10 protein-coding genes and 3 pseudogenes are annotated in these 14,422 nt (G+C 33.4%); 6 read left to right on the top strand and 7 right to left on the bottom strand.

Annotated features, from left to right (window positions below; translation table 11 throughout):
- The first annotated feature begins 22 nt into the window (after positions 1–22).
- Both rpoC and AAGD29_RS03830 read left to right on the top strand, forming a co-directional pair.
- The gene (gene rpoC / locus AAGD29_RS03835; protein WP_341758585.1) at positions 23–4,153 is read left to right on the top strand and encodes a DNA-directed RNA polymerase subunit beta'; all 4,131 of its coding nucleotides are present in this window, start codon (positions 23–25) and stop codon (positions 4,151–4,153) included.
- A 465-nt stretch (positions 4,154–4,618) separates the two neighbouring features.
- On the top strand, positions 4,619–6,070 hold the full coding sequence (locus AAGD29_RS03830; RefSeq protein WP_341757292.1) for an IS4 family transposase: 1,452 nt from the start codon (positions 4,619–4,621) through the stop codon (positions 6,068–6,070).
- 311 nt (positions 6,071–6,381) lie between these two features.
- On the opposite strand, the gene AAGD29_RS03825 is transcribed toward AAGD29_RS03830, so the two are convergent.
- From AAGD29_RS03825 to AAGD29_RS03805, 5 genes and pseudogenes are all read right to left on the bottom strand, one after another.
- Positions 6,382–7,047, bottom strand: a complete 666-nt coding sequence (locus AAGD29_RS03825; RefSeq protein ID WP_341758584.1) for a hypothetical protein — start codon at positions 7,045–7,047, stop codon at positions 6,382–6,384.
- A 22-nt stretch (positions 7,048–7,069) separates the two neighbouring features.
- Positions 7,070–8,101 carry a transposase gene (locus tag AAGD29_RS03820; RefSeq protein ID WP_341748048.1) on the bottom strand — a complete coding sequence of 344 codons (1,032 nt, stop codon included), beginning with the start codon at positions 8,099–8,101 and terminating at the stop codon, positions 7,070–7,072.
- Between the two features lie 30 nt (positions 8,102–8,131).
- Positions 8,132–8,392, bottom strand: a complete 261-nt coding sequence (locus tag AAGD29_RS03815) for a hypothetical protein (RefSeq protein ID WP_341758583.1) — start codon at positions 8,390–8,392, stop codon at positions 8,132–8,134.
- 14 nt (positions 8,393–8,406) lie between these two features.
- Positions 8,407–9,963: pseudogene (locus tag AAGD29_RS03810) on the bottom strand (methyltransferase regulatory domain-containing protein); the annotation flags it as partial.
- Positions 9,964–10,108: 145 nt separating this feature from the next.
- Positions 10,109–10,471 (bottom strand): annotated as a pseudogene (locus AAGD29_RS03805) (outer membrane protein); the annotation flags it as partial.
- A gap of 76 nt (positions 10,472–10,547) precedes the next feature.
- Here AAGD29_RS03805 and AAGD29_RS03800 point away from each other — a divergent pair.
- Positions 10,548–11,311, top strand: a protein-coding gene (locus AAGD29_RS03800) for an IS5 family transposase (RefSeq protein WP_341757317.1) whose coding sequence is annotated in 2 segments (ribosomal slippage) — positions 10,548–10,880 and positions 10,883–11,311 — 762 coding nt in all. Because the reading frame shifts where the segments join, the coding sequence is not laid out codon by codon here.
- Between the two features lie 10 nt (positions 11,312–11,321).
- On the opposite strand, the pseudogene AAGD29_RS03795 reads toward AAGD29_RS03800, so the two are convergent.
- Both AAGD29_RS03795 and AAGD29_RS03790 read right to left on the bottom strand, forming a co-directional pair.
- Positions 11,322–11,693: pseudogene (locus tag AAGD29_RS03795) on the bottom strand (porin family protein); the annotation flags it as partial.
- Positions 11,694–11,789: 96 nt separating this feature from the next.
- A complete protein-coding gene (locus AAGD29_RS03790; protein ID WP_341758746.1) occupies positions 11,790–12,560 on the bottom strand; it encodes a restriction endonuclease subunit S in 771 nt (256 codons plus the stop codon).
- Between AAGD29_RS03790 and AAGD29_RS03785 the strand changes: the two genes are divergently transcribed.
- The 3 genes from AAGD29_RS03785 (at position 12,469) to AAGD29_RS03775 (ending at position 14,401) form a co-directional block, all read left to right on the top strand.
- Positions 12,469–13,086 carry a biotin transporter BioY gene (locus tag AAGD29_RS03785; protein WP_341758582.1) on the top strand — a complete coding sequence of 206 codons (618 nt, stop codon included), beginning with the start codon at positions 12,469–12,471 and terminating at the stop codon, positions 13,084–13,086. The genes AAGD29_RS03790 and AAGD29_RS03785 overlap by 92 nt on opposite strands.
- Before the next feature lie 52 nt (positions 13,087–13,138).
- Positions 13,139–13,813 carry an energy-coupling factor ABC transporter ATP-binding protein gene (locus tag AAGD29_RS03780; RefSeq protein ID WP_341758581.1) on the top strand — a complete coding sequence of 225 codons (675 nt, stop codon included), beginning with the start codon at positions 13,139–13,141 and terminating at the stop codon, positions 13,811–13,813.
- A 222-nt stretch (positions 13,814–14,035) separates the two neighbouring features.
- Positions 14,036–14,401, top strand: coding sequence for an energy-coupling factor transporter transmembrane component T (locus AAGD29_RS03775; protein WP_341758580.1), 366 nt, complete (start codon positions 14,036–14,038; stop codon positions 14,399–14,401).
- Positions 14,402–14,422 lie beyond the last annotated feature (21 nt).

Below are 14,422 nucleotides of genomic sequence, written 5' to 3'. Positions count from 1 at the left end.
AAGAATCTTTATGACAACAGGGATGACAAATTTTTACGGACAATTAAGCAGTACTCAGCAATTTGATCAAATAAGAATTAATATTGCTAGTCCTGATCAAGTGCGTTCATGGTCTTTTGGTGAGGTAATGAAACCTGAGACAATAAATTACCGTACTTTCAAGCCAGAGAAAGAAGGACTATTTTGTGCTAGAATTTTTGGACCCGTGAAGGACTATGAGTGTCTTTGTGGTAAATATAAACGTATGAAATATCGTGGCATCACTTGTGAGAAATGTGGTGTTGAAGTTACTACATCTAGAGTCCGAAGAGAAAGAATGGGGCATATTGAGCTAGCAGCACCAGTTGCCCATATATGGTTCTTGAAATCTTTACCATCAAGGATTAGTACATTGCTAGATATGACTATGAAGGATCTAGAAAAAGTTCTATATTTTGAAAGTTATGTTGTTGTTGATCCTGGGTTATCTGCTTTGCAAAAAGGTGATCTTTTATCGGAAGATGGTTTGCAAAAGGCACAAGATGAGTACGGAGAAGATAGTTTTACTGCTTCTATTGGGGCTGAAGTGATTCAGCAGATGCTTACAGAACTTGATTTACCTGAATTAAAGAAGAGTTTGCAAGAAGATTTATTAAATACATCTTCAGAAGTTAAAAAGAAGAAGATTGTTAAAAGACTTAAGTTAGTTGAAGATTTTCTTGAATCTGAGAATAAGCCAGAATGGATGATTATGACTGTTCTGCCAATTATCCCACCTGAAATTAGACCATTAGTTATGCTTGATGGTGGAAGGTTTGCAACTTCTGATCTTAACGAACTTTATAGAAGGGTTATTAATAGAAATAATAGATTAAAAAGACTACTTGAACTAAAAGCACCGGATATTATCATCAGAAATGAAAAAAGGATGTTACAAGAATCGGTCGATGCATTATTTGATAATGGTCGTCGTGGTAAAGTAGTGAAAAATACTAATAAACGTCCATTTAAGTCACTTAGTGATATGCTAAAAGGTAAACAAGGTCGTTTTCGTCAGAATTTGCTTGGTAAACGAGTGGATTATTCTGGTCGTTCTGTTATCGTTGTGGGACCAGAACTTAAGTTACACCAATGTGGTTTACCAAAGACGATGGCGTTGGAATTATTCAAGCCATTTATTTATTCAAAGCTTGAATTATATGGAATTGCTACCACTATAAAAGCTGCTAAGAAAATGGTTGAAGCTGAGAAATCAGAAGTATGGGATATTTTAGAAGAAGTCATACGTGAACACCCAGTATTGCTGAATAGAGCACCAACTTTGCACCGTTTAGGTATCCAAGCTTTTGAACCTTTACTGATAGAAGGGAAAGCTATCCAGCTACATCCTTTAGTCTGTGCTGCGTTTAATGCTGATTTTGATGGTGATCAGATGGCAGTGCATATCCCTCTTTCAATTGAGGCTCAGCTTGAGGCAAGAGTGCTTATGATGTCAACAAACAACATATTGAGTCCGGCAAATGGTCGTCCGATTATCGTCCCTGATAAGGACATAGTACTAGGTCTTTATTATTTAACAATGGTTTTTGACAATGAACCTGGTGAAGGGATGAGTTTTGCTAGCATGTCGGAGATTGAACATGCTTTGTATAATAAGGTAATAACTATTCACTCAAAGATAAGATTTCGTCGCGATGTGCTTAATGTTGAAGGGGATGTTGTATCAACTATGGTGGATACTACCCTTGGTAGGTTAATTATAGGAGAATTATTACCACGTAATCATAATGTTGGATTTAAGTTCGTAAATAAACCCATGACTAAAAAAGATATATCTGCGGTTATTGATTTGGTGTATCGCCATTGTGGACAAAAGGCTACAGTGATCTTTGCTGATCAACTAATGAAACTTGGATTTAAATATGCTTGTTCCTCAGGCATTTCTTTTGGTATGGACGACATGGTTGTACCAAAATCAAAAGATAGTCATATTAATTCAACATTGACTGAGGTAAAAGAATTTGAACAACAATATTCTGATGGTCTAATTACTTACGGTGAAAGATACAATAAAGTGATTGATGCTTGGTCTAAATGTACGGATAAAGTAGCAAATGATATGATGAAAGAAATTGCTATGACACCTGTTAATAATAAGCCTAATCATCAGAAAGTAAATTCGATATATATGATGGCTACTTCGGGAGCAAGGGGATCAGCAGCACAGATTAAGCAATTAGCTGGTATGCGTGGTTTGATGGCTAAACCATCAAGTGAGATTATTGAAACCCCGATTATTTCTAATTTCCGAGAAGGTCTTACTGTTCTTGAATATTTTAATTCTACACATGGTGCACGTAAAGGTCTTGCAGATACAGCGTTGAAAACAGCTAATTCTGGGTATTTAACCCGTAGATTAGTTGATGTTTCTCAAGATTGTATAATTACTGATGAAGATTGTAAAACTACAAAAGGCATAGAAGTCAGAAGTATTATCGATGGTGGTGAAGTTATTGTATCGCTCGCAGAGCAAATTTTAGGCAGAACAGTTGCGATTAACGTGTATCACCCAGTTACTAATGAACTATTACTATCAGCTGCTGAATTAATTAACGAAGCAAAATTAGAAGAAATCGAATCTTCTGGTTTGGATGTGGTAATGGTAAGATCTGTTCTAACATGTGAGGTTGCTGATGGAATATGTGTAAGATGTTATGGTAGAGATCTAGCCACTGGTTCTTTAGTATCAGTTGGAGAAGCAGTTGGAGTGATTGCTGCCCAGTCAATTGGCGAGCCAGGTACCCAGCTGACCATGAGAACTTTCCATATTGGAGGAGCTGCAACGAAAGGTGTTGAGATATCTTCAATAGAAGCCTCTCATGATGCAAAAGTGAAGCTTTTAGGTCGTAATGTGGTTATTGATTCTGAGGGACGTAAGATCGTAATGGGTCGTTCATGTGAGTTATTATTATTGGATGCTAATAATAACGAGAAGGCAAGACATAAAGTACCGTATGGTGCAAGATTAATAGCCGATGATTCAGATAAGGTGAAAAAAGGACAAAAATTAGTAGAGAGGGATCCGTACACTATTCCGATTATTACCGAGAAATCTGGAAAAGTTATATTCAAGGATATGGTAGAAGGAGTGTCAATTCGTGATATTACTGATGAAGCAACTGGTATTTCTAGCAAAGTTATAATTGAATCAAAACAATATTCACGCGGAGCAGAGTTACGTCCTCGTATTCAATTAGTTGATGAGAATGGAGAAACTATTATGCTATCCAATGGTTTGGAGGCTAGATATTACATACCAGTGAATGCTATTTTAAATGTTGAAGATGGTGCTAAGGTGTCAGTAGGTGATATTTTATCACGTATTCCAAGAGAGTCAACCAAAACCAAAGATATTACCGGTGGTCTTCCACGAGTAGCTGAACTTGTTGAGGCTAGACGTCCAAAAGATCATGCTGTTATTGCAGAAGTAGATGGTAGAGTTGAATTTGGCAAAGACTATAAGTCAAAAAGGCGTATTATTATTCAGCCAAGTGATAACACTACACCAATTGAGTATATGGTACCAAAAGGCAAACATGTTGTTGTTAATGAAGGTGATTTTGTTAAAAAAGGCGATATGTTAATTGATGGCAATCCAGTTCTACAGGATATTTTAAAGGTAATGGGAGTGGAAGCTCTTACAAGCTACATGGTAGGAGAAATCCAAGCAGTTTACCGTTTACAGGGTGTAAAAATTGACGATAAGCACATTGAGGTAATAATTCGTCAAATGTTACAAAAAGTAGAGGTAACCCATTCTGGGGATACGACATTAATGGTTGATGAGAAGATAGATCATCGTGAATTTGCTGAAATTAATAAAAAAGCTATAGATAATGGTTTAAGACCGGCTGAAGCCCAGCCAATCCTGCAAGGTATTACTAAGGCATCGTTGCAAACTAGATCATTTATTTCTGCTGCTTCTTTCCAAGAAACAACAAGAGTTCTAACGGAGTCTGCTATAGCTGGAAAAGTTGATAAATTGCGTGGGTTGAAAGAAAATGTCATAGTTGGTAGATTAGTACCAGCAGGAACAGGCTTTTACATGAATAGGATGCGTAAACTTGCAGCTAAACTGGATCAGGAAGAGGTCAATTATCAGAAAACTTTATGATAGATTCTTTTAATACTCGATAATCAAGTTTTTGAGTTATATAATTCAGGGCATTTTAAAAGTCATGAAAAGAAGCTGAGAAGATGTCACCCCTGCAAAAGCAGGAGTCTAAAAAAATAGCATAGAAGGTATGTTATGTAGTTTGAGATCCCAGCTTTCGCTGGGATGACATAGATGAAAATCAACAATTGTGTTGTTGTTTTTCAAGTGGGGCAGTTTAAAAGCATAGTACCCTACATTTTTTATTAAAATGGCTGCTGATAGTCATTGCGAGGAGTCGCTGAAAGCGGCGACGCGGCAATCCAGGATACGCAAAGCGTACTAGAAAAAACAGCGAAGCTGTTTACCTGGATCGCCACGGCATCTAAAGATGCCTTACTATTACCCACAAAATAACAATGGTGAAAAAGAAGTAAAAATAATATACTGATTTGCAATTAAAATATTACATTGTAGAGGTATAGTATGAGTCAAGAAATAATAAATAATTATTTGACCGAGGAATTTAGTGGAGCTATTTTGGGTGATAAAAGGCTGACAAATAGGTTAATAAAGATAGCTGATAATTTTGCAAATATACCTGAAAGCTCAATTAATCAAGCATGTGGAAATTGGGCAGAAACAAAAGCAGCATATCGTTTTTTTAAAAACGATAATGTTAAGGAATCAAAAATATTAGAAGCCCATATTGCTAAAGCAGTAGAAAGAATCAAAGAGCATGATAAAGTTCTTGTTATACAAGATACTAGTTATATCACATATACTAGTCATAAAAAAACTACTGGATTGGGTGTGTTATCAAGAAAAGAGGGAAAGAATGTTAAAAATATTGAATGTAAAGGTCTGATAATGCATACTGCCTTTGCGGTTGCTACCAATGGATTAGCACTTGGGTTGTTGGATCAAAAGATTCACAATAGACCAGCAGTGCCTGAAGAAATACAACAGTTAAAAAAAACTAGTCATGGTAATGCGGTACATATTAAAGATAAAGAAAGTATGAAGTGGCTTAATGCATTACAGAACACTATTAATGCAACGAATAATAGTAATACCCAAATTATAACTGTTTGTGATAGAGAAGCTGATATATATGATTTTTTTGAATTGGCACAAGCTCAGAAATCTAAAGTTTTAGTTAGAGCTGCACAGGATAGAGAAATAAATAAAAAGTCAAAATATTCCAAAAAAGATAGACAATATTTGTGGAAGGTAGTATCGGGTTTCCAGTGTGCTGGAGAAATAGCAGTTAAAGATACTAGTCAAGAAAATAAAGCTAATAGGATTAGACATTTGGAAGTTAGATTTGGAAAATTTATAATGAATCCTCCTGTAAACAATGTAAGACATAAAACAGAAACATTGCCAAATTTACCAGTATATGCCATCAATGTTATTGAGCGTCGTCCCCCTAGTGGAACAACACCATTAGAATGGATGTTACTAACCAATATAGTTATCAATAATTTTGAAGAAGCTATAGAGAAAGTAAGATGGTATTGTTTAAGATGGAGAATTGAAATTTTTCATAAAATTTTAAAATCTGGATTTAGGGTTGAACAATGTAGACTTGCAACAGGAGAAAGATTAATAAAATACTTGACAATCATGAGCATAATTGCTTGGAGAATTTTTTTTATTACTTTAATTGGCAGAACTAATCCTAATCTACCATGTAGTGTAATATTAGCTGAAGAAGAATGGCGAGTTTTGTATGTAAAGATACACAAAGCAGCTCCCCCTAATAATACAATTCCTACAATAAAAAATGCTATAATATGGGTTGCTAAATTGGGTGGGTATTTAGCAAGAAAAAATGATCTAGAGCCTGGTCCTATTGTATTGTGGAGAGGATGGCAACGGTTATTTGATCTAGTTCAAGGTTATCAATTAGCTAACTCTAATATTTGTGGGTAATAGTAAGCTAAAGATGCCTCGCGATGACGATTATAGAAAAATGTAGGGTACTATGGTTTAAAAGTCACACTTTAAGGTTGAAAATCATGTAAGCACAACTGCGAACGTCATGAGCTACGGAGGCTTCCTAAAGCCGATGAAGCAATCCATAACATGGTTTGTTTATAGATTATTTTTCTAGATTGCGTAGCTAGGCTCGCTAATAGCGTTTGTGACGTTGAATTTATACTCACCTAAGGATTATTTGAGTCTTCTGCAATTTAGGATGCGACTTTTAAACTGCCCTGTTCTAGGTGAACTAGAAGAGATAATCATTCATTGTTATTACCACCGTATGGAGTCGTAAGTTTATTTGCCTCCTCTGTTTTTAGATAATCCAAGATTTCTTGTTTTGTTTTCACAGGAAGCTTAGTAGGTTTAAATTGTATACCTTGTGAATTTATATAATCTACTACATCTTGCTCATATACTCTTTTAGCAACAGCATTTAAGTATCCTACCACAGGATTATCAATAATCATATAGAATGGCTTAGGATTCTTCTTTGTTCTATTATTACCTATTATTTCAAAGTCCCACGCTGACTCTTTAGTATCTATAAGTTTTTTTAATTCTTCTGTATTCCAAATACAGGCTTGTAAACTATTTCTGTAAGAAGAGTTTTTACTGCGATAAATTACTCCTTCAATTCCAGGTACAAGTTTTTTATGTTTTTCCATACCATATACAAACATACCTTCATCCTTGGCTACCTCTATATATGCCCCGTTAGTTTTTTCAAGTAAGGTAAGTAACTCTATAAAACGACTTTCATTAACAGGAGAATTAATTATATAGTCATCCAACAATAAGAATACATATTTAGTTTTTACTGAACTAAGTGCTTTAAGTAAGTTATTTGACCAAGTTGTATCCTCCCCAATCTTAAGGCTAACAACTCTAGGATCATTATAAGTCAATTCATTACTAATAAGCATTATAGGTATAAAACTACAAAACTTACGCTATGTAAGGTTCTAAATAGCGTAAAGAGGGTGAACGTAACTGCTGTTGCATATAATGATCTAAAAGCCCTAACTTTATTTGATAAACCGTCTTACCTATTTTGTGTGCAGTTCTTTTTAGAAAAGCCCACACTAAAAATGCACAACTAATGTGATTACGCTGGATGCGTTGTTTTCTGCATTGGCATCGTTCTATACCGGTAAGTTGCTTGATTTCTCTATGCATGCTCTCAATTACCCAACGAAAGCCACACTCATCTTGTACGGCTTTAGAAGATTTTTGAGTTTTGTTATTGGTAACAATATAATCAACTCTGTTGGTAGAAACAGTAAGTTTAAACAAATTAACATGCTTATCTTTTGCAAAGCCCTTTATATGAATCTCCACTCCGCTCTTAATTTCCTCATCTGAAAACGTTAACTTGCTAACAGCTTTATAAGGCTTAGAAGAGGAAGTTTTAGTAACGTTTCTATTTGCTTTAATAGGAGCATAATAATATTTACCCAAGGAATCAACATGTTGCATAATTTTATGCGTAGCATACCATGTGTCAAAAAGCACAGTTTGAAAAGGAATCTTTTTGCTATACACAGCATTATTTAACATATTTAATAGGTGTTCTACTTTTGTCGCTCCATCATGTTCGGGCGAAAAAATTCGGTAATCTATTACCCAAAACTTATTAATATCCGGATTATAATATACCAAACTTACTACTCCTATACCAGTAGTAATACCACCTGTAGCCCCACTGTACTGTGATCTAGCAATTTCTATTTTCTTGGTATTTCTTTTATTTAACACCGTATCATCAAATATTGTATATCCGTTAGGCGATAAAATAACATCATCCTTAATATGTTCCCATAACAAAGAAGGTGTATATTTTTCATTTTTTAAAAATCTATTAATAACATCATGGCTACATTTTTTGGCATGTTCAGCATAGTAGGTCAAACTATAATTCTTTTGACTCACTATTAGAAATTGACAGTAATCTGTCCTATTAACTGGTATTGCTTGCAATTTTATCCTCTTGGCATTTGTAAATTATACTCAACATAATTTACCATTTTTTTTCTCATAGCGTAAGTTTTGACTATTAGCCTTATTTAGCTCAGGCCAATTTTTGAATAATAGCTTATAATGTGACTCCCATAACTCAGAATAGCCATCATAAGATGAAGTAAGTATTGTAACTTCTTTAAGCAAATTTCTATTTGGTATTATAGACTCCTGCTTTGAAGAATATTGAAAATAACCATAAACTACAGCTACACACAATAACAATAATACGGGTAAAAGTTTAAATTTCATAAGATATCTTATCTTTAAATCAGCAGAGCATTAGTCACAAATCTAGTTAGTGTAGGTTGCAAAAATGTTTCTAATTCTTTATTGACTTCATCAATATTCTCTATTTTTTTACCATCACGGCTTAATGTCATCTCACCAGAATTAACATGCTGCATGACAGATTCAATTATTTGCTTATTATCATGCTTACCGTCCATATATTGCAGAACAAATTTTTCAAAAAGGTTAATAGCTACCACCTCATGTCTTTGATTTGTCACCCACATATTGGGTGTATGAGCTACCTGATATGCAATAAGCTTTGATGTTTTAGGTTTATTAATATCTACTTCTTTGCGAGTTACCTGTAACGTTATATTAATATATCCTTGCAATACTAATTTCATGGCATTAGCTAAGAACTCAGCCTTTATTTCATTCAATTTTGTTCCATGTAATTTTTTATTGCTACTCACGGCAATTTTATCAAAACTCATTGGGTTATTGATATTCTCAGAGAAAGTATAGAGTATTGCTTTCATATAAGGAGAAGATGTTGATAAACTACTATCCTTATTACCATTATAAAAAAACTTCTCTGTTTCAAGTGAATTAAGATCTATATCAACAAGAGGCTTTTCTGGCACTATATTAAATGTCATATTAAATTTATTAATATCCTCATTATTGATAGATCTATTTAATTTAACACTATTATGGCAAAGTAAGGTTGATCTAAATCGACGATTGGTAATGAAATCCATATATTGTTCGGTTCTAACAATATCATTTATCGCTTGTAATTTCTCCACCACTTTTGCCGGCATATTTCCTAAATACATGCTAGCTATACTACAATCAGACAGATATTGTAGATTATTTTTTCTAGCCTCATCCATAAATTCATGAAAATAATATTGTACATTATCTTCTTCTAGATGATCATGACGCAAATAATGGTCATTTTGTTTGGCAAGCAAACTGGCTTCAGATTTTAACACTTGAGCATAAGGAGAGTCGGAAGTTTCCAAGCTATCCTTAACAAATTCAAGTAACAATCTAGATTGAGCAATTTTATCTTGAATGTTATTAAACGTATTTGAGTGATAAAGCATCATATCTCTTATGGTACGAACCATATTCCAACCAGGTAGTGTATTATAACTAATATACGCGATGCCATTCTCTGATAAATTTTTACTACTTACTTCAAAAATCTTATCCTGAACAAATTTTGGTACCCAAGAGATTACTCCATGAGCAATTATGTAATCAAATTTACCAAATGATTCATCAATATCTGTAATAGAACAATGTCGGAATTCTATATTTTTAAGAGCTAATCCTTCTTTATGTTTATTAGCCTCATCTATTTGCACTTTAGATAGATCAACTCCAACAAAATGTGCTTTAGGATAATTGATAGCATGAGGTATTAAATTCCCGCCTGCAGCACATCCTAGCTCTAGAACTCGTGCAGTCTCAATTGCTGTTGGTTTCATCCCAAATAAAACAGCAAGTGTTCGTAGGTGATATGGATCGGTTAAGGCGTACGGATAACTCTCGTAAGGCACTTCATCGTATGTATTATGAGGTGCTGAGGTAAGTTCTAAATTAGTGGTCATATATTCTCCATAACGTTAAACAAAACAAGGATAATACCGTATTTTGCTGTCAATTTTTCAAATTTTTACTAGTATACACTAAAAAATTCAATACACTAATAGTCTTATTGCATTAAATTGGTAACCTATAAGTAAACCCTATACCAAATTCTCCAACCCCTATGGTCTTTTTAATAGGAGTGGCTGGTATAAATTGCTGGGTTTTCATATCCAAAGTAGCATACTTAATCTTTATTGAATGAGCAGCTTGTAATTTTACTGCTGCATCAATGCTAAAATTGCTAGATAACTCCTTAGAAAATCCAAGGCCCACTTGCCAAGCAAAACAATTACTACGAGTTGTTTTAATTCTAAAATACTCTACATTCATTAAATCCCAACGAGAAGAAGCAGAGCTAACTTTTACCCGTGCCACCCCAGCACCTAATATGACAAAAGGTGTTATTTCCTTCACTTTATCTAAATCATATACTAGGGTGTGTCATCAATTAAGTTGACAGGAGCGTTTATTTGTTGTGTAATAGAGAAAAAATTAAGGATAAATTTTCTCTATGCGTCGATATGCTCTACGTGACGATCAATGGGATCGGATTAAAGATAAGCTACCTGGAAGGGAAGAGTCTGTTGGTGTAACAGCCAAGGATAATCGCCTATTTGTAGAAGCAGTCTTGTATCGATATAGGGCTGGTATACCTTGGAGAGACCTACCTGAACGTTTTGGAGATTTTCGAGTGATTCACCTACGTCATTCAAGGTGGAGCAAGACAGGTGTGTGGAAAAAGGTTTTTGAGATGCTGGCTGAAGATGCTGATAACGAGTATGCCATGATTGATTCAACCATTGTTAGGGCTCATCAACATAGTGCCGGTGCTAAAAAAAAGAGTTAGATGATGACCAAGCAATTGGACGAGGTAAAGGGGGGCTGAGTACTAAAATCCATGCCACATGTGACGCTCTAGGGAATCCAACGGGATTCCATCTTACCCCGGGTCAAGCTCATGATTTGCAAGGATCTGATGTTTTGATGAATGAATTGACGAAAGCGGATGCTGTACTTGCTGATAAGGCTTATGATGCCGATGTACGTATGCGAGATAAGCTGAAAGATAAGGGATGTATAGCTGTGATTCCCCCAAAGAAGAATCGTGTGAATCCAGCTAAGTATGATAAGGACCTATATAAAGCTAGGCATTTGATTGAGAACTTTTTTGCAAAATTGAAGCAATATAGAGCTATTGCAACACGATATGACAAAACATCTCAGAACTTTTTGGGTGCTGTTTATATGGCTTCCATGGTAATTTGGCTCAATTGATGACACACCCTAGATTAACCATATATATATTGGAAATTACCTTAGTGATCCCTGGAGTTTGTGGTATAATTAGAGAGGGAGCTAGTTCTTTTTGTGGTAAAACATAATGTAGTCGATATTTTGGTTGATGTGTTACCGAAAACTCAATTGCCATTTGCGGATAGAAGCTGTAACCAATCTTACCGCTATACATCTTAGACCTTTTTAAAGTAAAATCACTACCTGAACTATGACGAAACTTTTTTATCACTGGCTCTACTATGCCAGCTTCAGTACCAATATAAAAAAATCTTTGATCAGCTGTAATCTCATCTGCCTGAGCATTGGCAAAAAATAATGAATATATATAAATTGTAGATAATATTTTCGGTAATTTATTCATTATAATTTTATACTTATTGAAAGCGTGGATTATATAATTATCTACTGATAGATCAATATAAAAAATTTTTTATTGTTGTATTTCTGTCTAATTTAGTTACTTCAAATGTTTATTTAATACTTCTTGTTTCATTTCTTTTGCATTTATTAGAAATTGTTTTGCTCGTTCAATTTCTTCAACTTCTTTTACAATTTTTTCTTGGATTTTAAGTAATGGTAGTTGGACTTTTACATCAGATATTTTAGGTATGGTTAATTGAGGTATTACTGAACCAGTATTTTTAATTCCTATTCTACTTAAGATATATTTCAGATACAGAGGATTTGCTACTTCTATTTTTGGTATTAATACAATTAATCTAATTATCGGATAGAATTTTTCATTTCTAAATTCAACATGACCTATTGTTCCACGGGCAGTTATTGTAACACACGGCTTGTTAACTTTGACAATGTTTGTATAACCATATATTGCTTTTTTTACATTATTAGAATAAATCGGTATTTGAAATTCATCTGTTTTCGATTTTGAAAAATTATCTCTTGGAATATCACCTCCAGCAAACAAACTTTTTGCAATATCTTTAATTGCGATTTCTTTAGCACTTACAGTGTCTTTTTGATATTCGAATATCTTGTTAATTCTGTCTTGTAATTTATTAATTTTTTGCTTTGCTTCACTTTCTTTTTTTTCAATTTCTGTGATTTCTCCTATAATTTTTTCTTGGATTTCAATAGGTGGGAGAAGAACTAAAAAATCTCTTAACATTTGAGTATTGACGTGTTTTACTCCAACATTATCTGTTAAAACACTTAAAGAATTAGTTTTATTTTCAAGAAAATATCCAAGATACTCAGGTTTTAGAATATTTTTACATGCTCTTTTTGCTGCAATTACGGCTGCGTTAGGTATCATACCTGGTATCGTAATTCCTGCTATTGGTGTTCCTATAAGTACACAATCTCTAGGAGCTATGCTTTCTGGCAGTATTTTAGGAGCTAAAAGAGGTGCTTTATCTCAAATTCTTTTTCTAGGAATAGTATCACTTGGTCTTCCAGTTCTTGCTGGTGGGTATGGAGGCTTAGGATCAATTTTAGGACCGAGTGGTGGATTTCTTTTAGGATGGCCGATTGCAGCGTTTGTTATTGGTTTTTTATTTAAAAAAAATTGGTCTAATTTAACTAATATTAGTGCTTTTATATATATTATAATTGGAGGTATACTAATTATGTATATTATAGGTATTTTATGGCTTAATATAATTATTAATATTTCTATAAATCAAGCTTTTATTGGAAGTATGATATTTATCCCAGGAGACCTTATTAAAGCAGTTATTGCTACTACTACAGCAATGGTAGTAAAACGTTCTTACCCTATAATACAAGATTAAGTTTTTATTTTATAATTTTAATATTAGTTAAAGTATAAGCTATAAAGTCTATATGATAAAAATTGAAAATGTTAGTTACAGTGTTAATAATTATGACATTTTATCAAATATAAGTTTAATACTAGGTGAAAGAAAGATTGGTATAGTCGGAGCAAACGGTAGTGGAAAAAGTACATTTGCAAGACTTCTTAATGGCATTAAACTACCTACTACTGGACTTGTAACAATTGATGGTTTAGATACACGTAAATTTGGTAAAGAAATAAGACGGAAAGTTGGATTTGTATTTCAGAATCCAGACAATCAAATTGTTTTTCCAATAGTTGAAGAAGACCTTGCTTTTGGTTTAAAAAATCTTGGTTACAATAAAGATAAGATTGAGCAAAGTATAAATTCAATCTTATTCTTATATAATATACATAATCTGCGTAAATCTCCATCTCATCTTCTTAGTGGCGGACAAAAACAATTATTAGCTATTGCCGGGGTATTAGTGATGAAACCTGATTATATAGTATTTGATGAGCCTACGACGCTTTTAGATTTAAGAAATAAAAAAAATATTTTCCAAGTAATAGAAAATTTAAAGCAAGTTGTTATTATGATTTCTCACGACCTTGAATTATTATCAAATTTTGATCGTGTAATTGTTTTTGAGCAAGGGCAAGTAATTGGAGATGATCATCCTTCTATTACTATACCGTTATATAAAAATATGATGACATGAATTTAGATACTTATTATCAATATAACTCTCCTATCCATCGCTTATCCCCAGGGATTAAGCTATATTTTCTAGTAGTTTTTTCAAGCGGATTATTTTTAGTATCTAATTTATTTTTGCTTAGTATAAGCTTATTTTTTACATTTTTTTTATATTTTATAGCTAAAATACCACTGCAAAAATTATTTATTCAATTACGCCCGATTACTATTATTATTAATTATTTTGCTTGTCCATATATTTACCAGTAATTGGATAGTAGGAGTACAAGTCATCATTCGATTTGCAACATTATTACTTTTCGCTTCATTGATAACACTTACAACACGTATATCTGAAATGATTGATGGTCTTAATGAAATTTTAATTTTATTATCTTATGTTGGGATTAATCATAAGAAAATAAGTCTATCCCTGTCTCTTGCTATACGATTTATTCCTGTGATTGTTAGTATTTTTCAGGAAATAAGTGTAGCTCAGCGTACCCGTGGTTTAGAACGTAATTTTATTGCAACTATAATTCCTACAATTATAAAAATTCTAAAAACAGCAGAAAATATTGCTGAAGCTATTGAATCACGTTCTTGGTAATTAACTAATTATATTTATAGA

This window comes from Candidatus Tisiphia endosymbiont of Ditula angustiorana (assembly GCF_964026425.1).
Classification (GTDB): Bacteria; Pseudomonadota; Alphaproteobacteria; order Rickettsiales; family Rickettsiaceae; genus Tisiphia.
Note: the sequence above shows the minus strand (reverse complement) of the source record. Positions and strands in the feature narration are given on the sequence as shown.

Bases quoted from the DNA above. Each gene is read 5' to 3' on its own strand.
- rpoC (WP_341758585.1), top strand. From the start codon at position 23: ATGACAAATTTTTACGGACAATTAAGCAGTACTCAGCAATTTGATCAA.
- AAGD29_RS03830 (WP_341757292.1), top strand. From the start codon at position 4,619: ATGAGTCAAGAAATAATAAATAATTATTTGACCGAGGAATTTAGTGGA.
- AAGD29_RS03825 (WP_341758584.1), bottom strand. From the start codon at position 7,047: ATGCTTATTAGTAATGAATTGACTTATAATGATCCTAGAGTTGTTAGC.
- AAGD29_RS03815 (WP_341758583.1), bottom strand. From the start codon at position 8,392: ATGAAATTTAAACTTTTACCCGTATTATTGTTATTGTGTGTAGCTGTA.
- AAGD29_RS03780 (WP_341758581.1), top strand. From the start codon at position 13,139: ATGATAAAAATTGAAAATGTTAGTTACAGTGTTAATAATTATGACATT.